Origin of the sequence: Streptomyces sp. G7(2002) (genome assembly GCF_028870195.1) — a bacterium.
Classification (GTDB): Bacteria; Actinomycetota; Actinomycetes; order Streptomycetales; family Streptomycetaceae; genus Streptomyces; species Streptomyces nigrescens.
Window position 1 is genome coordinate 1,695,614 of record NZ_CP102609.1, and the last position, 18,742, is coordinate 1,714,355.

Genomic DNA, 18,742 nt, shown 5'->3' on the forward strand with positions numbered 1-18,742 from the left:
CGCCCCCTCGGAGCCCACCGTCACCACCCGCCCAACGGGCCGGCCGGATGCGGCGCGGCCGCGGCGACCGGCCTGCCGACCGGTGCGGGCGCGTCGTGCGCCGCCAGAAAGGCGTCGACGGCGGGCTGCCAGCCGTAACCCTCGGCACGCCGTCGGGCGGCGGCGCGCCGGGCGGGCTCCGGCCGGGCCAGGACCCGCTGGACCGCATCGGCGAAGGACGGCCCGTCGTCGAGCGCCGTGTCCCCGCCGCTGCCGACCAGGCCCGCCAGCGCCGACGCCGCGCTGGCGACCACCGGTGTGCCACAGGCCAGCGCCTCCAGGGCGGCCAGCCCGAAGGTCTCGGCCGGGCCGGGTGCCAGCGCGAGATCGGCGCCGGCCTGCAGCGCGGCGAGCCGGGAGCGGTCGGCGAGATGGCCGAGGAACGCCACGGGCAGCCGCTCGGCCCGCACCCGGGCCTCCAGCCGTGCCCGCAGCGGCCCGTCACCGGCCACCACCAGCGCCGCGTCGACCCCGCGCCGCCGCAGCTCCGCCAGCGCGTCCAGGGCCCGGCCCGGCCGCTTCTCCTGCGACAGCCGGGAGCAGAGCAGCAGCAGGAACTCCGCCCGGCCCGCGCAGTGCCGCCGCAGCGCGGCGCTGCGGCAGTCCGGGTGCCAGGCCGCGAGATCGACACCGAGCGGTGCGCGCACCACATTGCGCGCACCGGCCCGGACGAACTCCGCCGCCGCCCACTCGGTGGTGCACACGACCCGGCTGTAGGCGTGCGCCGTACGGCGGTTGAGCCGGTCCGCGGCGGCGCGGGCGAGCGGCTGCGGCACACCCCAGGTACGCAGCACCCCGTCCACACTCTCGTGGGAGACCATCACCGCGGGCACCCGCGCCCGGCGCGCCCACTCCCCCGTCCAGCGCAGCGTCGTACGGTCGGAGACCTCCAGCCGGTCGGGGGCCAGCGAGTGCAGCAGCCGCTCCAGCCGGCGGCGGTCGGTGAGCACGCGGTAGCCGCCGCTGCCCGGCAGCTCGGGCCCCGGCACGGTGATCACCCGTCCCTGCCCGGTGAGTTCGTCGCGGAGTCCGGCCGTCCCGTCCGCCCCTGGCGGGCCGGGGACGATGAGCACCGGCTCGTGCCCGGCGGCCCGGTAGCCCGCGCCGAGCTCGCGCAGCGCGGTGCGCAGCCCGCCGGAGGCCGGGGTGACGAAGTTGGCGATCCGGACGATCCGCAGACCCGCCCCGGTGCCGCGTCGCGCGGTCATGCCGCCACCGCCGTCCGGTCGCTGAGCACGGCCTCGTAGTGCCCCAGGAGCTGGTCACCGACCGCCTCCCAGGTGCGGTCCGCGACGGCCCCGCGGGCCGCGGCGCCGAACCGTTCGCGCACCTCGACGCTGTCCGCGAGGAAGCGCACCGCGTCCCGGAACGCGCCGCCGTCGCCGGGCGTCACCAGCAGCCCCGTACGGCCGTGGTCCACCAGGTCCATCGGACCGCCCGCCCGCGGCGCCACCACCGGCACACCGGAGGCCATCGCCTCCTGCACGGTCTGGCAGAACGTCTCGTACGGCCCGGTATGCACAAAGACATCCAACGACGCGTAGAGACGTGCGAGTTCGTCTCCGGTGCGGCGGCCGAGGAAACGGACCTCCGGCAGCGCGGTGCGCAGCCCGGCGGCGCTGGGGCCCTCGCCGATGACGACGGTGCGTACGCCCGGCAGCCGCGAGGTCTCGGCCAGCATCCGGACGTCCTTCTCCGGCGCGAGCCGCCCCACGTACCCCACCAGCAGCTCCCGTCCCGCGGTCAGTGAGCTGCGCAGCACCGCGTCGCGCCGCCCGGGGTGGAACCGCTCGGAGTCGACACCGCGCGGCCACAGGTGGACCCGTGGCACCCCGTTCTCGGTCAGATCCAGCAGCGCCGCGCTGGAGGGCGCCAGGGTGCGGTCGGCGGCCGCGTGCACCGCCCGGATGCGCCGCCAGGCCGTGGCCGCGCCACCGCCGAGATAGGTGCGGGCATAGCGGCCCAGATCGGTCTGGTAGACGGCGATCGCGGGCACCTGACGGCGGGCGGCGGCCGCCATCCCGCGGGCCCCGAGGACGAAGGGGCTGGCCAGGTGCACCAGGTCGGGGCGGTGCCCGTCGAGCGCCGCGGACAGCCGGCGCCCGGGGAGCGCGATCCGCACCTGCGGATAGCCGGGCAGCGGCATGGAGGGCACCCGGACGACGGGGCAGGGACTCTCGTCCGTACCGGCATCCGCCGAAGCACCCCCGAGCGGCGCGATGACCAGCGGATCGTGGCCGCGCCGGACGAGGTGCCGGGCGGTTTGCAGGGCGCAGTGGGAGACGCCGTTGACATCGGGCGGGAAGGATTCGGTGACGAGGACGACACGCATACGGCTGTTGTCGGCGCGCCGTGCGTGGAGGGAGCCAAAGGGATCTTTCCTGCCGGAGAACGTTCCGCTGCGCTTTGCCTTTGGCCCCGCGTTTTCGGCTTTCCCGCCGTGGGTGTTGCTCGCCGTTGCGCCTGCGGCGGGCTGGGTGGTTTGTGGGTGCGGTGACGGACCTCCGGGGCCTGGTGTGTGGACTGCTTCGCTTTACGTCCACACACCAGGCCCCTCCGGCCCGTCCCCTCCCGTTGGGGGAGTGAGTACAGGTAGGTGGGGGCGAGCGTCCGTAGGCGGTGATTTCACTCCTGCTTCGCGAGGAGCAGGGGACCACCGGCATGCACTCCCACCAAGGTTTCTTCCCTCCCCCCACGGGAGGGGACGGGCCGGAGCGGGTGGGGGTGTCCGGACGTAAAGCGAAGCAGTCCGGACACCCCCACCCGCGGAGGTCCGTCACCGCACCCCAACAGCCCCGCGCAGCGGACCGGCCCGCCGCAGGCGCAACGGCGAGGCACTCGCAAGCTTCACCCGAGCCCACGCCCCGCGCAGCGGAGGCTCAACGGCGAGAAGCCACCACGGTGGTACAGCCGAGAACGTGGGAAGAGCCTAGGACCCCTCGGGTCCGATTCGGCTGCGGACGGCCGTTTGGACCTCGTCCTCCTCCGCCGGGTCGGCGGCCAGGCGCCGCAGCTGTTCGACGACCCGGTCGTCGCCGGTGGCGGCGTACCGGGCGGCCAGTTCTCTGGTGGTCTCCTCGCAGTCCCACAGGCACTCGACGGCGAAGCCGGCCGCGAAGCCGGGGTCGGTGGCGGCGAGTGCCCCGGCGGCCCGGCCGCGGAGGTGGGAGGAAGAGGTCTCGCGGTAGATGTGCCGCAGGACGGGGGCGGCGCAGCCGACGCCGAGGCGGCCGGTGCCGTCGACCAGCTCCCACAGGCCGTCCGCGTCCGGCCCCTCCTCGCGCACGGTCCTGCGCAGCGCGGCCAGCACCGGCTCGGCGTCGCGCAGCCCGCCGCGGCGGGCGAGCACCGCGGCGGCGGCCGCGCCCAGCCGGTCCGTACGCGGCGCCCAGATACGGGCCCGCTCGATGGCGGCCACACTGCGCATCCGGGTAAAGGCGGCGAGCGCGGCGGAGACCAGCTGCTCGGAGGAGAAGAGGTCGGCCACCGCGGCCTCGATCAGGTCGAGGGTGGCCGGGTCGCCGCGCTCGGCGAGGTGGTGGAGCACGGCGGCGCGCGCCGCGTCCGGGGCGCTGTGCGCGGCGCGCAGCAGCTCGGGGCGGTCCTCGGGGCCGGCGACGGCGCCCAGGCAGCGGGCGGCGGCGTGGTGCCGCTGCTCCGCGGGCTCCAGCTCCAGGCCCTGCTGGGCCCACTCCAGCACCTCGGTCACGCTCCAGCCGGGCCGCGGCCCGCTGGGTCGCAGCTGCCGCTGCCAGCGGTCGAAGGAGCCCTGTTCCCCGGCGGCGGCCAGGCGCGCGCGGTAACGGGGGTCCTCGGCCCACAGCCGCCAGGGCCGGGGCTCGAAGGCGTCGCGGACGGCGGCGGCCAGCTCGGCCTCGCCCTCCTCGGTCTCGGGGAAGCGGGCAAGGACGGCGGGGGCGAGGGTCATCAGCCCGGCATCGTCGTCACGCAGCGCAAGCTCGTCCAGGGCCCAGCGCCAGTTGCTGCCGGCCGCGGCATAGCTGCGCAGCAGCAGCCGGGCGGCGTCCCTGCCGTACGCGGCGAGGTGGCCGAGGACGGCGAGGGCCAGGCCGGTGCGCTCCTCGCCGGTGTCGACGAGGTCGTCGGGGTGGAAGAGATGGCGTTCGATCTGCTCGAGCCCGCCGTCGAGCTGCATGTAGAGGCGTGCGTAGTAGAGCGAGCGGTTCTCGACCTGCCAGTCGCGCCGGGGGTCGCGCAGCACGCTGTCGTTGAGTGCCGCGAGCGCCTCGGCCCGCGGCGCCGCGAGGGCATGCAGGGTCCCGTCGCCGCGGCCTCGCTGCAGGAGGCCGAGCAGGGTGCCACTGGGCGCTATGTCTGGATCGAACATGAGGTCAGCATCCGGTGCGGGGGACAGGCTGGCAACGGGATTTCCGCTGACCGGCATTCTTGCCGGTGACCACGGGCCGTATGCCTCGTTCCCACCATGGATCGGCGGGACCGCCTGCTGTACGGCGGCCGAAGCCTAGCGTGGAAGCCGTCATTCCGCCGATTCGCCCCGGGGTTGCCCCAGGAAGGCCGGTGGCATATGCCAGATGCACCACCGTATCGGGTAGTGCCAAATCCCTTACGGACCGTCGCCGCCTGTGCAACAGTCGTTACCGGCCCTTCAGCCCGGCGCCGCCTGATCACGGAGTACGTCATGCCGTCCCCTCTCTTCGCGGATCACTCAGCCGACCGGCCCCCCGAGCGTGAGACGGTCGAGGCACTCATCACGCAGGCCCGCCGCCTGCGCGGTGGCCTCGACGCGGTCCGCCGGGAGTCCACGGTGGACACCGACCTCCTCGCCGACCCGCAGCTGCGCTGGCAGCGGGCCCTGTGCGATCTCGCGGTGCACCACCTCGACGACCTCGGGGGCCATCTCGACCAGCTGAGAGAGGGCCTGCCCGCCGGAAGCGCGGACGCCCCGGCACCGGAGACCGGACCGCCCCCGGCCCCGCCGGAGCCCGAGCCGCATGAGCGCGGCGCGCTGCTGCGCCGGGTGGGCAGCGCCGAGTGGAATCTGCTCACCGACGAGGTCAGCTGGTCCGACGAGCTGTTCGCGATGTTCGGCCGGGCCCCGTCCGACGGGCCGCTCACCCTCGACGAGCTGCCGTCCCTGGTGCACCCCGAGGACCAGGACGGGCTGGCCACGATGGTCACGGACTGTCTGGTGGACGGCCGGCCGATCGACGGCGAATTCCGCATCGTGCGCCCCGACGAGAGTCTGCGCACGGTGCACATGGTGGGCGAGCCGGTGCTCGACGCCGACGGCAGTACCGCATGCATGTGGGCCGTGCTGCGGGACGTCAGCGAGCTGCGCCGCAGCCAGCAGGCGGTACGCGAGACCCGTGACTCGCTGCACCGCGAGCGGCAGATCGCGCAGACCGAGCACCGGCTTGCGGTCGAGCTGCAGGAAGCTGTGCTGCCGCCGTGGCGCGGCTCCCTGCGGTTCCCGCACGGCGGCCCGGTGGCCCTCGACCTCGCCGGGCGCTATCTGCCGTCCGGCACCCGCGACCTGATCGGCGGCGACTGGTACGACGCACTGCAACTCCCGGACGGCAGCACCCTGCTGAGCGTCGGCGACCTCACCGGGCACGGCGTCACCGCCACGTCCGGAATGGCCATGGTGCTCGGCGCGCTGCGCGGTATGGCGGTCGCCGGACACCGGCCGGGACCCCTGATGGGCTTCCTCAACCAACTGCTGGACAGCGCCGCGCAGCCGGCGCTGGGCAGCGCGGTGTGCGGCCGGTTCGACCCGGCCGCGCGGACGCTGGAGTGGGCCCAGGCGGGGCACCCCGCACCGCTGCTGTTCCGCGGCGGCACGGGGCGCGCGCTGGACCCGCCCGAGGGGGTACTCCTCGGGGCGACCTCGGGTGCGTCCTACACCCAGCACACCGAGCAACTGGAGCCCGGCGACCTCCTCGTCCTGCACACCGACGGCCTCGTCCCGCGCCGTGCGCAGGGCGCGGATGCCGCCCATGAGGGTGCCGAGCGGCTCCTCGCCCTGGCGCCGCGGTTCGCCGCCGCGCGCAGTGCCCAGGACAGCGTCCGCATCGTCGTCGAGGAGTTCGGCACCGCCGAGCGCGAGGACGACGCCTGTGTGCTGATCGCCAGGGTCGGCGGCTGACACACCTCGCGGCAGCGGACGGCGGAGCGGTGCCTCCGGCGCCCGCCCTGGTGACGTCGGCCCGGCGGACCGGCGGTGGGCAGGTGAGGCGGCAGGTTCACGGAGGACGTTTCGCCACCTGCGGCTACAGGTGACGCACCGTCACCCTCCGTGCGACCGCCCGCGTGTCACCGCCCGCCTCAGGCCGAGAAGTTCTTGCCGAGGCCCGCTCCGATACCGGGACCGAGGCCCGACCCCTTGGACTTGGGCTTCGCCTTCGGCAGGACATCCTGGATCTCCTCGCGCAGGTCCTGGATCTTGGCGTAGCTCGCGTACTGCCCCGTGAGCCGGAACATTTCACGGAGCCGGTCCCAGGTCCGCTGCGAGGAGTTCTCCCCGATGGACACCAGCGCCAGCCTGGCGTAACGGTCGGCCTGTTCGGGGTCGTTGCCGATGAAGCAGGCCGACGCCATCGAGATGTAGTCGAAGATCTGCGACCGCTGACGGCCGTTCTCCCGCAGTATCAGCGCCCGCTTGGCGTGGTGCTGGGCAACCCGGGCGACCGAGGGATCGTGGTCGGCGAGGGTACGGAACGCCAGCGCCTGCATGCCGTGCAGATCCGCCTCGTCGAACATCTGCATCCAGCTCGGCGGCGGCACATCGCCCTTGTCCGAGACGAACAGGTCCTCCGCCTCGCCCAGGGTGCGGCGCATCGCCTGCCCCTGCCCCTTGGAGGCCTGCGCCCAGGCCTCGATGGTGTGCAGCATGGCGCGGGTGCGCGGCAGGGTTTCCTCGCCGGAACCGGACTTGGCCAGCTTCATCAGATCCAGTGCGTCGTCCGGGCGACCCAGATGGACCATCTGGCGGGCGGCACGGGAGAGCGCCTCACCGGCACGGGGGCGGTCGCCGCCCTCGCGGGCCGCATGGGCGGCGATGATGAAGTACTTCTGGGCGGTGGGCTCCAGGCCCACGTCGTGGGACATCCAGCCGGCCAGCACCGCCAGATTGGCGGCCACCCCCCACAGCCTGCGCTGCAGATGCTCGGGGTGGCGGTAGGCGAGCATGCCGCCCACCTCGTTGAGCTGGCCCACCACGGCCTTGCGCTGCAGCCCGCCACCGCGGGCCGCGTCCCAGGCGCGGAACACCTCGACCGAGCGCTCCAGCGCATCGATCTCCTGCGACCCCACGGGGGCCGCCTCGTAGCGGTCGAGGCCGATCTGGTCGAGTTCGTCGAAGGAGTCGGAAGCGAACGGGGCGTCGTGGCGTGGGGCGCCGGCCGGTGTCGGGTCGGTGTGCAGCCAGTCGTACATGGCGCCGGTGAGTGCGGAACCCGCGGCGAGCGCAGCGCCCGCACCCACCAAGCCGCGTCGGTTGAGCATGAGGTCCATTCCCGTGAATTCCGTGAGGACCGCAGCGGTCCGTTCGGGAGCCCACGGCAGACCGTCCATGGCCTGCCGCTTCCCCGAGCGACCGGTTCTTGCGAACCCGAGGTCCTCGATGGTTACGACACGGCCGAGGCGCTCGGTGAACAGGGAAGCCAGAACCTTGGGCACCGGATCTCGTGGGGTCTCCCCCATGTCGATCCAGCGCCGCACTCGTGAGGTGTCGGTCGCCAGCTGCGGATGGCCCATGGCCGCCGCCTGCCGGTTGACCAGTCTCGCCAGCTCTCCCTTGGACCAGCCGGCCAGGCCGAAAAGGTCCGCGAGACGGGTGTTCGGCTGCCTGTCCACGTCAAGCCCCCAGGTTCCTCGACTGATTTGACAGTAACGGCCGGTGACATGCGCTGTGTCCATTCGCCAGGGTTCGCCACCCTGCGCCAGATGGTCTGCCACCCGCAGCCACGTGTTCTGTAGACATGCCGCCCCCGGCCTGGTGGCGGGACCGCATTCCCCAGGGTGCGCGCCCTTCACAGGGACCCTGGATCGGCCTCCTGCACGGGGCCCGTTCACGGGTTCCCACCACCGGGCCGGGGAGCGCACGCAACTCGCCGGCGCACGAAGGGATCTGTCTCACCCATGTATGCAGCATCGTCCGCCGTGACCGTCCCCACCCGGCCGCACCGCCCGCACCCCACCGGAGGCGGGCCGTATCTCGACCCCTCCCCCTCCGTGGGGGCGGTCACCGGTCTCCCCGGCGGCCGTACCCGGCGGGTTCAGGGGACGGGTGCCCAACCGCTCAGCGGGAGGCTCGACTTGTCCGGCCCCCAGGGCGCCCAGCTGCGCGCCGCCGTCGCCTCGGTGCACCGCATCTGCCCGGAGTTCAATCCGGTGCAGGTGCTGCGTCGCAGCGGCAGATCCGTCCTCCTCGTGGGGACGACGGGCCGGATGACCGCGGTCGCCAAGTGTTTACTGGACCAGTCTCCGGCCTGGGCGGAAAGGTTCCGGCAGGAAATAAGTGCATACCGCGCATTCGTCCGGCATCGTCCGCCGGTACGGGTGCCGCGGCTTGTGGCGGCCGACCCCGACAACTGCACGCTCATCATGGAGCGGATGCCCGGCCGGGTCGCGTCCCTAACCCGGCACCCGTCCGAGGCCCCGCCCCGTGCGGACGTACGGGCCGCGCTCGGGGCGATCTGCCGGATCAATCTCTGGCGTCCGCCGTCCGGGCTGTTCGACACCCCGCTGGACTACGCGGGCCGGATCGGCCGCTATCACGACCTGGGGCTGCTCACCGACCGGGACCTGGGCGATCTGCAGAAGCTGATGCACGGTCTGTCGCACACCCAGGGCCAGTTCTGTCACGGCAATGCGCTGCTGAACAACGTGCTGCTGTCCCCCGCGGGCCCGGTGCTGCTGGACTGGGACAACGCGGGCTGGTACCTGCCGGGCTACGACCTGGCGACGCTGTGGTCGGTACTCGGTGACGCGCCGGTGGCCCGCCGCCACATCAGCCAGCTCGCCCAGAACGCCGGACCGGCCTCGCGGGACGCCTTCCTGGTCAATCTGATGCTGGTGCTCACCCGCGAGATCCGGCGCTATGAAACCGCGGTCCAGCGGACCATGCGCGAGCCCACGCCGACGGGGACACCGGGTCCGGGACAACCCGGTGTGCCGGCGGCGGGCGAGGAGCAGCGGCTGCTCCTGCGCCGGCTGCACGACGACTGCCAGATGGCGCGGCGTGCGGTCAGGGCGGCGGTCGGCACCCGCTGACCGCCGAGGGGGGACTGTGAGCGGCGCGCCCGGGCACGGGGTGCGCCGCTCACCCTTGTCCGCCGGTCCCTCACCAGCTCTTCTCCTCACCGTCCGCGAGGGCAAGGTCATTGGTCCATTCCACTGACGCTCCGCAGGCCCGGCACCGGTCCGGGAAGGCTCCTCTGGAGACGCCCTGACATGCGGAATCCCGAACCGGCGCGGTGATTGACGGACTGTCGGCAAACGTATAGCTCTAAGCCGACAGGGGGCTCTAGTCTCGGGTCCCGCCCGTGCGGCCGTTTGCGCACCCACCGTCACACCGCCCCGGCTCGGGCCGGCTCGAGGAGGTTGCTTTGCAAGGATCCGCCCCGGAAGACGAGAAGAGAGTCCCCCGCCCCGCCCTGCGGAGATCCGCCACCGCGGTCGCGGCCGCGGTGCTGCTGCTGCCGCTCTCGGGAGCACCGTCCGCACAGGCCGGACAGCCCCGGACGGACGCGCTGCAACAGGCCTTCACCGATGCCGCCGCCCGCTTCCATGTGCCGCGCAGTGTGCTGCTCGGCGTCTCGTACCTGGAGTCCCGCTGGGACGGTCACGGCGGCGCGCCCAGTGTCTCCGGGGGTTACGGTCCGATGCATCTGACCGACGCCCGTACGGCCCTGACGCGGACGCCGGAGTTCAGCGAGGGCGACGAGGACGCACGCGGCGACGAGGCGCGGGGCCGTAAGAGAGTGCCGGCCGGCGCGGCGCAGCGGGCCGCGCTGCCCACCGAACTCCCGGCCCGGCTGCGTACGTTGCCGACGGCCGCGAAGCTGACCGGGATTCCGGCCGGGAAGCTGCGCACCGACCCCGCGGCGAATGTGCTCGGCGGTGCGGCGCTGCTCGCCGCGGAGCAGCGGAAGCTGGGGATGCCCGCCGGCAGCGATCCGGCGCGGTGGTACACGGCGGTGGCGCGCTACGGAGGCCAGGACAGTGCGCACAGCGGTAAGGCCTTCGCGGACGAGGTGTACGCGGTGATGCGCCAGGGCCAGGCCCGTACCACCGACGCGGGACAGCGGGTCACGCTGGCCGCCGCGCCGGGTCTGACCCCCGACGCCGCGCAGCAGAAACGTCTCAGCGCGCCGACTGCCAAGGCCCCGGCGGCGTCCGCCGCTCGCAAGCCGGAGTGCCCGCGGAACGTCGCCTGCGAGTCGGTCCCCGCGCCGTACGAGGAGTTCGGCGACGGTGACTACGGCAACCACGACAAGGCGGACCGCCCCGCGGACCAGCGGGTCAGCGCGATCATCATCCATGACACCGAGGGGTCCTGGGAGACCACGCTGAAGCTGATCAAGGACCCGGCGTATGTGTCGTGGAACTACACGATCCGCTCCGCGGACGGTCTGATCGCCCAGCATGTGCCGACCAAGGACGTCGCCTGGCACGCGGGCAACTGGTACATCAACTCGCACTCCGTCGGCATCGAGCACGAAGGCTTCCTGGCCGCGCCGGACGCCTGGTACACCGAAGCGATGTACCGCGCCTCGGCCCGGCTGGTGAAGTATCTGAGCCGCAAGTACGACGTGCCGCTCGACCGGCAGCACATCCTGGGCCACGACAATGTGCCCGGCACGACGACGGCCACCATCCCCGGTATGCACACCGACCCCGGCCCGTATTGGGACTGGGCACACTACTTCGCCCTGCTGGGCAAGCCGTTCAAGGCCACCGCGGGTCCGCGGGGCGGGCTGGTCACCATCCGTCCCGACTACGACGAGAACCAGCCGGTGTACACCGGCTGCGCGAAGCCCGGTGACACCTGTGCGCCGCACGGCTCCACGGCGGTCCGGCTGTACAGCGCGCCGGACGAGGACGCACCGCTGGTCAAGGACGTCGGACTGCACCCGGACGGCAGGGCCTCGACGACCGGTGTGAACGACACGGGTGCCCGCGCCACGACGGGGCAGCGGTTCGCGGTGGCCGGCCGGTCCGGTGACTGGACGGCGATCTGGTACCTCGGGCAGAAGGCGTGGTTCCACAATCCCCATGACGAGCCGGTGGCGGTGCCCGCCAAGGGGCTGATCGCCGTACCGAAGTCCGGGCGGGAAGAGATCCCGGTCTACGGCCGGGCGTACCCGGAGAAGGAGGCCTATCCGGCCGGGGTTCCCTACCAGGCGGTCTCCCCGCTGCCGTACAAGCTCGCCGCCGGGCAGCAGTACGCGGTCGGGGACCGGATGCGGGGCGAGTACTTCTACTCCCCGACCTTCGACGTCACCAAGCACGCGGTCGTACGCGGCAAGGACGTCTACTACGAGATCCAGCTCGGGCACCGGGTCGGTTATGTGCGGGCGGACGACGTCGAGGTGCGGCGCTCGGCTTCCTGAACACCGTCGGGTGAGCGCGTCGCGCCCGGGGGGCGGGGGAACCGTCCCCCGGGCGCGACCATGTCCGCTCCGGTGCTGTGCCGGGGCTCAGCCCTGCTGGAAGAGCTCCGCCGGCAGCGGCTTGAGCAGGGCGTAGAGGTCGTCGGTGATCGGCCGGTCCCAGCTGGCGATGGTGACCAGCACACCGTCGCTGCGGTCGAACTGGGCGCAGGAGATCCGGCTCTCGGAGCACTTGATGCGCTTGACGATCAGCAGGTTGTCCTCGTGCATCACGGGGGTGTCCTCGCTCTCGACGACCGTGACCGGTTCGTCGTTGCCGAGCGCCGCGAGCAGCTGGGCCACCTCGAAGGGCACCTGGTCGTCCTCGAGCTCGCGGGCCGGGGAGCCCTCCGGCAGATTGCCGATGATCATCGCGGGACCGCGGCCGCCGAACAGGTCGTAGCGGAGGAAGACGCCCTGGCAGCTTCCGTCGGGCGCGGGCAGCAGCCCGGCTCCGAGATTGCCCGGCCAGTCCCCGGGGTCCATGGCGAGGACGTCGAAGTCAGGCCCGGCGGGCGTGGCTGCGCTGCGGCGGCGGAGGAAGGACATGCCGCCATCGTACGTGGCCCGGCCGGGCGCGCCGCGCCGACGTCGGGGTCAGCGACACCCCGTGCGCGGCGCCGCCGGACGCTCCGGTGGCCGGTGGTCTCAGGCCTGGTCGGCCAGTGCGCGAAGCCGGCGCAGCGCCTCGTCGGCCGCGTCATACGGCACGAAGAGGTGATCGTGGTGGAAGCCCGCGACGACATTGCAGCTGAGGCCGGCCTGGGCGAGTGCGGTGGCGACGGCGGCGGTCAGTCCGACGGCGTCCAGCGCGGAGTGCACCCGCAGGGTGATCCAGGCGGCGACATAGTCGTAGGCCAGGCCCGCACGGTCGGCCTCTTCCTGGTGGACGACGAGGGTGCGGCCTTCGGGCTCGGTGACGGTGACCACCGGTGTCAGCCCCTCGGGGACGGCCCCGGGCACGCTGGCAAAGACGTAACGGCCCTCGTTCCGCTCGGGACGCATCCCGCTGAGAAGGGCCCGGAGGTCGCGTTCACCTGTCATGCCCCCAGCCTACGGGGCGTCGCCCTGCGCTTTCCGGCGGCGTCCGTGGTGGCGGGCGACCCGGGCGCGGTTGCCGCAGGAGGGGGTGCACCACTCCTGGCGGGCGTGGTCCTTGACGAAGTAGCGCACACAGCGCGGGGCGGGGCAGGCCCGCAGCAGGGCGCGGTCCGGCCCGTCGAGGAAGGTGAGGGCGGCGCGGGCCAGCGCGGCGACGATCCGGTCGGCGGCCGGCGGGGAACCGGCCGGCCGCAGCCGCACCGTGGGCCCCGCGTCCGGCTCCCAGCTGAGCCGGGGCACCGTGGGGACCAGGGCCGCGGCGGCGTTCAGCCGGCGGATCGCCTCGGCTTCCGGGAGCAGCCGGTGGGCGTCGGCGGAGCTGGGCGGTCCCGGCCGGACGGCGCGGGCGAACAGCGACCGGAGCGCGGCCCGTAGCTCCCGTACGGCGGTGTGCAGTGCCTCGTCCACGGTGACCGGCCGCTCGGCGCAGTCCAGCAGCGCGGCCCGCTCGCGCACCCAGTCCGCGAGCCCCTCCGGGCCGGCCAGGTCATCGGCGACGCCGCCGTGCCCGTCGTGGCGGATGGTGACGGCGAGGTCGAGAGCGAGCCGTGTTGCGGTCATGGAGCTAATGGTAATGTCCCCGCCAACCATTAACTCGCTGAGGGGGCGGCGTGGCCGGCATACGTCAACTACTGGGTGACTTACCGGTCTTCGCGGGCGAGCTGCCCGCCTTCCCGCCGTCGACGGCACCCGACGCCGCGGTGGCACCGTTCACCGCACGGCTCGTCGGTGCCGCGCGGGCGCAGGCCCCCGAGCCGCGAGCCATGACGAAGGAGCTGCGGTGGCCATGACGACGGAGCGGACGATGCCGGCCGAGGCGGTACGGACCGCGATCGAGGCGGGTCAGGAGCGGCTGCGCGCACTGCTGCCCGCGCTGACCGACGACGGGGTGCGGGAGCCGAGCGAGCTGCCCGGCTGGTCCCGCGCCCATGTCCTCTCGCACATCGAGGGCGTCGGTCTGGCCCTGGCCCGGCAGGCCCGGTACGGGCTGCGCGGTGAGCTGATCGAGCCGTACGACGGCGGGCGCCCGGCGCGCGATGCCGCGATCGAGGCCGGAGCGGTGCGGGGTGCCGCGGCGCTGGGGGACGCCGTACGGGCCGCGTTGGCCGAGGCGTCCGCGGCCTGGGCGGCGGTCGGTCCGGGCGACTGGTCGCGGCCGGTGCGGCACCGCAACGGCGATCTGCGCTCCGCATTGCTGGCCTGGTGGCGGGAGTTGGAGATCCACACGGCGGACGCGGGCATCGGCCACGGCCCGCTGGACTGGCCGCAGGAGCTGTGCCACCACCTCCTGGACCACATGGCGCCCCGGGTCCCCGCGGAGCTGCACCTCGTCGTGACGGCCACGGACTGCACGCTGTCACGGCAGTACGGTTCCGGGGACGCGCCGACGGTGACGGTGAGCGGCCCGCTCACCGATCTCACGGCCTGGCTGACCGGCCGCAGGCCGCACGAGCCGCTCGACTGCCGCCGGTCGGGAGCGGACACCCCGCTGCCCGAGCTGCTCGGCTGGCCGTAGCGAATCCGGCACCGCCTCCCCCGGAAGGAACCTCGCCCCATGTCCCGCCCCGAGTCCGGCAGTCCTCGCGTCCTCAACCTCTGGAAGGCGGGCCTGAGTGCGGTACCGCCCGAGGCCTGGCGGCGCGCGGACCGGGAGGTGCTGATCCTCGCCGACAACGCCCTGACCGAGATCCCGGCGGCACTCTGCCGGCTGCGTGCGCTGCACACCCTCGACCTCGGCCACAACTCCCTGACAGCTGTCCCCGACGAGATCGGCGAACTCACCGGGCTGACCCGCTTCCTCTATCTGCACGACAACCGGCTCACCGCACTGCCGGACACCCTCGGCGGACTGGACCGGCTCGGCTATCTCAACGTCGGCGAGAACCCGCTCGGGCGGCTGCCGGCGACGCTCGGTGAGATGGCCGGGCTGGTCGAACTCCGCGCACAGCAGGCGGAGTTGAGCGAACTCCCGGAGTCGCTGGGGCGACTCGACCGGCTCCGGGAGCTGTGGCTGGGCGGCAATGCGCTGACGGCATTGCCGGGGAGTCTGGCGGCGCTGCGCGAACTGAGGGTGCTGGAGCTACGGGACAACGCCCTCCCCCACGTCCCCGACGCGCTGCGCACACTGCCGCTGCTGCGCCGGATCGATCTGCGCGGCAACCGGATCGCGGTGCTGCCGCCCTGGATCGCGGAGCTGCCGTCGCTGGAGAAGCTCGATCTGCGCTGGAACTCCGTGGCGGATGGGGCGGAACCGGTCCTGGCGCTCCGGGAGAGAGGGTGCGTGGTGCTCACCTGACCAGGGCCGCTCCTGGTGTCCCCGGCCGGGGCGTGTCCTGCATGCCGGGAGACACGCCCCACATGAGCACGCCTACATGAGCCCGCCCCACGTGAGCACGCCTACGTGAGCCCGCCTACGTGAGGTCGAATTCACCCTCGCGCGCGTCGAGGACGAAGGCGCGCCACTCGGCGGGGGTGAAGATCACCGCCGGGACCTCGGGGCTGCGGCGGTTGCGCATGGCGATATAGCCCTCGACGAAGGCGATCTGGACGCCGCCCACGCCCTGGGTGCTCGACTGCCACTCGGCCTGCGTCAGATCGAGATCGGGCCTGGGCCCGCCCACGAGCCGCTGCTCCGTGATGCTGTCGGTCACGTGTCCCGCACCTCCCGGTTCGTCGTCCGCGATCAGCCTAACCACTGTCTCCGGGAACGGACAGGGGACGTGGCGAGGCGGTGGAGTGGTGATCCGGGGGCGGGCGCACCGGCCGGGCGTGCCCGCCCCCGGCAGAGGTCAGCCGGCCGGTGTGTCGGCGCCCACCAGCCACATCGCGAAGAACTGGGAGCCGCCGCCGTAGGCATGTCCCAACGCCCTGCGGGCGCCGTCGACTTGGTGGTCGCCGGCCTGGCCGCGCACCTGGAGGGCGGCCTCCGCGAAGCGGATCATGCCGGAGGCGCCGATCGGGTTGGTGGACAGCACCCCGCCGGAGGGATTGACGGGGAGCGCGCCGTCGAGTTCGGTGACGCCGGACTCGGTGAGCTTCCAGCCCTCGCCCTCCTCGGCGAAGCCCAGGTTCTCCAGCCACATCGGTTCGTACCAGCTGAAGGGGACGTACATCTCCACCGCGTCGATCTGCCGGCGCGGATCGGTGATCCCGGCCTGCCGGTAGACATCGGCGGCGCAGTCCTTGCCGGCCTGCGGCGAGACGAAGTCCTTGCCGGCGAAGAGGGTGGGTTCGCTGCGCATCGCCCCGCCGTGCACCCAGGCCGCCGGGTGCGGGGCGCGGGCGGCCCCGGTGCGGTCGGTGAGGATCATGGCGCAGGCCCCGTCGGAGGACGGGCAGGTCTCGGAGTAGCGGATCGGGTCCCAGAGCATCGGCGAGGCCTGGACCTTTTCGAGGGTGAGGTCCTTCTCGTGGAGATGGGCGTAGGGGTTCTTGAGGGCGTTGCGGCGGTCCTTGTAGGCGACGAGGGAGCCGATGGTGTCCGGGGCGCCGGTGCGCCTCATGTATGCGCGCACGTGCGGGGCGAAGAAGCCGCCGGCACCGGCGAGCAGGGGCTGCTGGAAGGGGACCGGCAGGGACAGGCCCCACATGGCGTTGGACTCGGACTGCTTCTCGAAGGCGAGGGTGAGGACGGTGCGGTGGACCCGGGCGGCGACGAGGTTGGCGGCGACCAGGGCGGTGGAGCCGCCGACCGAGCCGGCGGTGTGCACCCGCAGCATCGGTTTGCCGACGGCGCCCAGGGCGTCGGCGAGGTACAGCTCGGGCATCATCAGGCCCTCGAAGAAGTCGGGGGCCTTGCCGATCACCACGGCGTCGATGTCCGCCCAGGTCAACTGGGCGTCGTCCAGGGCGCGCCGGGCGGCCTCGCGGACGAGTCCGGCGAGGGAGACGTCCCGGCGGGCGGCGACATGCCGGGTCTGGCCGATGCCGATGACGGCCACGGGCTCCTTGCTCATCACTCACCCTCCAGGACGGCGACCAGGTTCTGCTGCAGGCACGGACCCGAGGTGGCGTGCGCGAGGGCGCGGTCGGAGGCGCCGCTCTGGATGCGGGCGGCGGCCTCGCCCAGGCGGATCAGCCCGGCGGCCATGACGGGGTGGGCGGCGAGCGCGCCGCCGGACGGGTTGATCCGGACCGTGCAGTCCGGCGCGTCGAGCTTCAGGGCGCGGCGCAGCACGACTTCCTGGGAGGTGAAGGGGGCGTGCAACTCGGCGGTGTCCACGGGCCGTTCGAAGGCTCCGGCGCGCTCGGCGGCGAGGCGGGTGGACGGGGAGTCGGTGAGGTCGCGGACGCCCAGGCTGTGTGCCTCGATGCGGTGATCGAGGCCGCGGATCCAGGCGGGGCGGTCGGTCAGCCGGCGGGCGGTGTCGCCGGCGGCGAGGACGACGGCGGCCGCGCCGTCGCCGATGGGCGGGCAGTCGCCGGTACGCAGCGGGGCGACGAGGTGCTCGCCGGCGGGCACGGCACCGCGCAGCTGGGCGTGCGGGTTGGTCTCGGCGTCCGCACGGCTGCGGGCCGCGATCCCGGCCAGTTCCCGCTCGTCGGTCAGCTCCGCGTCGATCAGGGCCTGGGCCTGGAGGGCGGCGAGCGCGACCGAGTCGGGCCACAGCGGGGCGACGTAGTAGGGGTCGAGCTGGCGGGTGAGGACCTCGCGGACATCGCCCGGCGAGGACTTGCCGTACGCGTAGACCAGCGCGGTCTCCGCCTCGCCGGTGAGCAGCTTCACCCAGGCCTCGTACAGCGCCCAGGCGCCGTCCATCTCGACATGGGACTCGGAGATCGGCGGCCAGGCGCCGACGCCGTCCAGGGCCATGGTGAAGGAGAAGGCGCGGCCGGCGAGGTAGTCGGAGGAGCCGGAGCAGGTGAAGCCGATGTCCCGGGCCGCCAGGCCGGTCTGTGCCAGGACGTCGTGGAGCACCGGCATCAGCATTTCGACCTCGGAGGTCTCCGCGCTGTCGCGGACATGATCGCTCTGCCCGAAGGCGACGATGGCGACCTCGCGCATCAGATCAGCTCCTTGTAGCTGTCGTAGTCGGCATCGGGTTCACCGGTGGGGCGGTAGTGGTCGGGGAAGCGGCCGTGCTCGGTCCATACGGGTTCCACCCGCAGCCCCATGCGGACCCGGTCGTACGGGATGCCGCCGATCCGGGCGTGCAGGGCCAGGTCGGCGCCGTCCAGGGCGATATGGGCGTAGACGTAGGGGACCTCGATGTCGAGGTTCTTGGCCTTGATGTTGACGATGCAGAAGGTGGTGACGGTGCCGCGGGGGCCGACCTCGACCTGGGTGTCTGTGGCGAGGCCGCAGGTGGGGCAGGCGCCGCGGGGCGGGACGTAGACCTTGCGGCAGGAGGGGCAGCGTTCGCCGATGGTCTTGTGGTCCGAGAGGGCCTGGATGTAGCGGGACTGGGCGCGGCCGGGCGAGTAGGTGTAGTCGAGCCGGGCGGGGGTGGTGATGCCGGTGACGGCGTTCGCGAACTCGCCGCTGTGCGGGGCCGGTTCATGTGCGCCGGCGGGGCTGTCGTCCGGCTCGAAGCAGGCGATGTCGGTGATCGCGCCGGTGCGCTGCGCGGCCCAGCGGACGCGGACCCGCATCCCGGTGCGTACGGCGTCGGGGCCGGGTGCGTCCAGTGCGTGCAGCAGTGCGGTGTCGGCTCCGTCGAGCCGGACCAGGACCCAGGCGAAGGGGGTGGTGAGCGGCTGCCCGCGGCGGGGGGACGGGTTCCAGGCCCAGGTGGTGACGGTGCCGTGGCTGCCCACCTCGACCAGCTCGCGGATCTCCTCGGCGGTGACCGGGTCGTATTCGGTGGGCGGGACGACCACCCGGCCGTCGCTCGCGGTGACGCCGAGGACGGTGCGCTCGCGCAGCCCGGTGAGGAAGGCGCTCTGGACCGGGCCGAGCGAGCGGGTGAAGGGGAACTCCACGACGAGGGGTGCCGTGAGGACCTCGGACATAGGGACTCCTTGGG

17 protein-coding genes are annotated in these 18,742 nt (G+C 73.2%); 6 read left to right on the forward strand and 11 right to left on the reverse strand.

The features are described from left to right. Positions 1-20 precede the first annotated feature (20 nt). The 3 genes from NUT86_RS06470 to NUT86_RS06480 all read right to left on the reverse strand — a co-directional run bounded on the left by NUT86_RS06470 (position 21) and on the right by NUT86_RS06480 (position 4,387). The gene (locus tag NUT86_RS06470) at positions 21-1,247 is read right to left on the reverse strand and encodes a glycosyltransferase (RefSeq protein ID WP_274734045.1); all 1,227 of its coding nucleotides are present in this window, start codon (positions 1,245-1,247) and stop codon (positions 21-23) included. Beyond that, positions 1,244-2,371, reverse strand: a complete 1,128-nt coding sequence (locus NUT86_RS06475) for a glycosyltransferase family 4 protein (protein WP_274734047.1) — start codon at positions 2,369-2,371, stop codon at positions 1,244-1,246. The genes NUT86_RS06470 and NUT86_RS06475 overlap by 4 nt, the downstream gene beginning before the upstream one ends. A gap of 597 nt (positions 2,372-2,968) precedes the next feature. Then, complete coding sequence (locus NUT86_RS06480; protein WP_274734048.1) at positions 2,969-4,387, reverse strand: HEAT repeat domain-containing protein; 1,419 nt, start codon at positions 4,385-4,387, stop codon at positions 2,969-2,971. 312 nt (positions 4,388-4,699) lie between these two features. On the opposite strand from NUT86_RS06480, the gene NUT86_RS06485 reads away from it, so the two are divergent. Beyond that, on the forward strand, positions 4,700-6,166 hold the full coding sequence (locus NUT86_RS06485) for a PP2C family protein-serine/threonine phosphatase (RefSeq protein ID WP_018090669.1): 1,467 nt from the start codon (positions 4,700-4,702) through the stop codon (positions 6,164-6,166). A 179-nt stretch (positions 6,167-6,345) separates the two neighbouring features. On the opposite strand, the gene NUT86_RS06490 is transcribed toward NUT86_RS06485, so the two are convergent. Further along, entirely contained in the window at positions 6,346-7,875 is a 1,530-nt protein-coding gene (locus NUT86_RS06490) for a DNA-binding protein NsdB (protein WP_093638597.1), read from the reverse strand. 285 nt (positions 7,876-8,160) lie between these two features. On the opposite strand from NUT86_RS06490, the gene NUT86_RS06495 reads away from it, so the two are divergent. Both NUT86_RS06495 and NUT86_RS06500 read left to right on the forward strand, forming a co-directional pair. Further along, positions 8,161-9,294, forward strand: coding sequence for an aminoglycoside phosphotransferase family protein (locus tag NUT86_RS06495; RefSeq protein ID WP_078518674.1), 1,134 nt, complete (start codon positions 8,161-8,163; stop codon positions 9,292-9,294). Positions 9,295-9,629: 335 nt separating this feature from the next. After that, on the forward strand, positions 9,630-11,636 hold the full coding sequence (locus tag NUT86_RS06500) for an N-acetylmuramoyl-L-alanine amidase (RefSeq protein WP_274734054.1): 2,007 nt from the start codon (positions 9,630-9,632) through the stop codon (positions 11,634-11,636). A gap of 87 nt (positions 11,637-11,723) precedes the next feature. Here NUT86_RS06500 and NUT86_RS06505 read toward each other — a convergent pair whose 3' ends face one another. The 3 genes from NUT86_RS06505 to NUT86_RS06515 form a co-directional block, all read right to left on the reverse strand. Further along, positions 11,724-12,224 (reverse strand): hypothetical protein, encoded by a 501-nt coding sequence (locus tag NUT86_RS06505; protein ID WP_018090673.1) that lies wholly within the window; start codon positions 12,222-12,224, stop codon positions 11,724-11,726. A gap of 99 nt (positions 12,225-12,323) precedes the next feature. After that, entirely contained in the window at positions 12,324-12,719 is a 396-nt protein-coding gene (locus NUT86_RS06510; RefSeq protein WP_159490667.1) for an ACT domain-containing protein, read from the reverse strand. A 9-nt stretch (positions 12,720-12,728) separates the two neighbouring features. Then, positions 12,729-13,337 carry a CGNR zinc finger domain-containing protein gene (locus NUT86_RS06515; protein WP_159490665.1) on the reverse strand — a complete coding sequence of 203 codons (609 nt, stop codon included), beginning with the start codon at positions 13,335-13,337 and terminating at the stop codon, positions 12,729-12,731. A gap of 50 nt (positions 13,338-13,387) precedes the next feature. On the opposite strand from NUT86_RS06515, the gene NUT86_RS06520 reads away from it, so the two are divergent. The 3 genes from NUT86_RS06520 to NUT86_RS06530 are packed head-to-tail and all read left to right on the forward strand — an operon-like array spanning position 13,388 to position 15,072. Next, complete coding sequence (locus NUT86_RS06520; RefSeq protein ID WP_266441054.1) at positions 13,388-13,567, forward strand: hypothetical protein; 180 nt, start codon at positions 13,388-13,390, stop codon at positions 13,565-13,567. Beyond that, a complete protein-coding gene (locus tag NUT86_RS06525) occupies positions 13,564-14,292 on the forward strand; it encodes a maleylpyruvate isomerase family mycothiol-dependent enzyme (protein WP_274740391.1) in 729 nt (242 codons plus the stop codon). Before NUT86_RS06520 ends, NUT86_RS06525 begins: the two co-directional genes overlap by 4 nt. A gap of 39 nt (positions 14,293-14,331) precedes the next feature. After that, on the forward strand, positions 14,332-15,072 hold the full coding sequence (locus NUT86_RS06530) for a leucine-rich repeat domain-containing protein (RefSeq protein WP_266441057.1): 741 nt from the start codon (positions 14,332-14,334) through the stop codon (positions 15,070-15,072). A gap of 115 nt (positions 15,073-15,187) precedes the next feature. On the opposite strand, the gene NUT86_RS06535 is transcribed toward NUT86_RS06530, so the two are convergent. The 4 genes from NUT86_RS06535 to NUT86_RS06550 all read right to left on the reverse strand — a co-directional run bounded on the left by NUT86_RS06535 (position 15,188) and on the right by NUT86_RS06550 (position 18,728). Beyond that, positions 15,188-15,427: a DUF397 domain-containing protein gene (locus NUT86_RS06535; RefSeq protein WP_018090679.1), complete on the reverse strand. Its 240-nt coding sequence runs from the start codon at positions 15,425-15,427 to the stop codon at positions 15,188-15,190. A gap of 138 nt (positions 15,428-15,565) precedes the next feature. Next, complete coding sequence (locus NUT86_RS06540) at positions 15,566-16,732, reverse strand: thiolase domain-containing protein (RefSeq protein WP_148588631.1); 1,167 nt, start codon at positions 16,730-16,732, stop codon at positions 15,566-15,568. After that, entirely contained in the window at positions 16,732-17,781 is a 1,050-nt protein-coding gene (locus NUT86_RS06545) for a thiolase domain-containing protein (RefSeq protein ID WP_109888132.1), read from the reverse strand. Before NUT86_RS06545 ends, NUT86_RS06540 begins: the two co-directional genes overlap by 1 nt. After that, positions 17,781-18,728 (reverse strand): Zn-ribbon domain-containing OB-fold protein, encoded by a 948-nt coding sequence (locus NUT86_RS06550; RefSeq protein ID WP_274734064.1) that lies wholly within the window; start codon positions 18,726-18,728, stop codon positions 17,781-17,783. Before NUT86_RS06550 ends, NUT86_RS06545 begins: the two co-directional genes overlap by 1 nt. Positions 18,729-18,742: the final 14 nt, after the last annotated feature.

Excerpts from the sequence above, each read along its gene's own strand:
- NUT86_RS06470 (WP_274734045.1), bottom strand. The coding sequence starts at position 1,247 with ATGACCGCGCGACGCGGCACCGGGGCGGGTCTGCGGATCGTCCGGATC.
- NUT86_RS06475 (WP_274734047.1), bottom strand. The coding sequence starts at position 2,371 with ATGCGTGTCGTCCTCGTCACCGAATCCTTCCCGCCCGATGTCAACGGC.
- NUT86_RS06480 (WP_274734048.1), bottom strand. The coding sequence starts at position 4,387 with ATGTTCGATCCAGACATAGCGCCCAGTGGCACCCTGCTCGGCCTCCTG.
- NUT86_RS06485 (WP_018090669.1), top strand. The coding sequence starts at position 4,700 with ATGCCGTCCCCTCTCTTCGCGGATCACTCAGCCGACCGGCCCCCCGAG.
- NUT86_RS06495 (WP_078518674.1), top strand. The coding sequence starts at position 8,161 with ATGTATGCAGCATCGTCCGCCGTGACCGTCCCCACCCGGCCGCACCGC.
- NUT86_RS06505 (WP_018090673.1), bottom strand. The coding sequence starts at position 12,224 with ATGTCCTTCCTCCGCCGCCGCAGCGCAGCCACGCCCGCCGGGCCTGAC.
- NUT86_RS06510 (WP_159490667.1), bottom strand. The coding sequence starts at position 12,719 with ATGACAGGTGAACGCGACCTCCGGGCCCTTCTCAGCGGGATGCGTCCC.
- NUT86_RS06515 (WP_159490665.1), bottom strand. The coding sequence starts at position 13,337 with ATGACCGCAACACGGCTCGCTCTCGACCTCGCCGTCACCATCCGCCAC.
- NUT86_RS06525 (WP_274740391.1), top strand. The coding sequence starts at position 13,564 with ATGACGACGGAGCGGACGATGCCGGCCGAGGCGGTACGGACCGCGATC.
- NUT86_RS06530 (WP_266441057.1), top strand. The coding sequence starts at position 14,332 with ATGTCCCGCCCCGAGTCCGGCAGTCCTCGCGTCCTCAACCTCTGGAAG.
- NUT86_RS06540 (WP_148588631.1), bottom strand. The coding sequence starts at position 16,732 with ATGAGCAAGGAGCCCGTGGCCGTCATCGGCATCGGCCAGACCCGGCAT.
- NUT86_RS06545 (WP_109888132.1), bottom strand. The coding sequence starts at position 17,781 with ATGCGCGAGGTCGCCATCGTCGCCTTCGGGCAGAGCGATCATGTCCGC.
- NUT86_RS06550 (WP_274734064.1), bottom strand. The coding sequence starts at position 18,728 with ATGTCCGAGGTCCTCACGGCACCCCTCGTCGTGGAGTTCCCCTTCACC.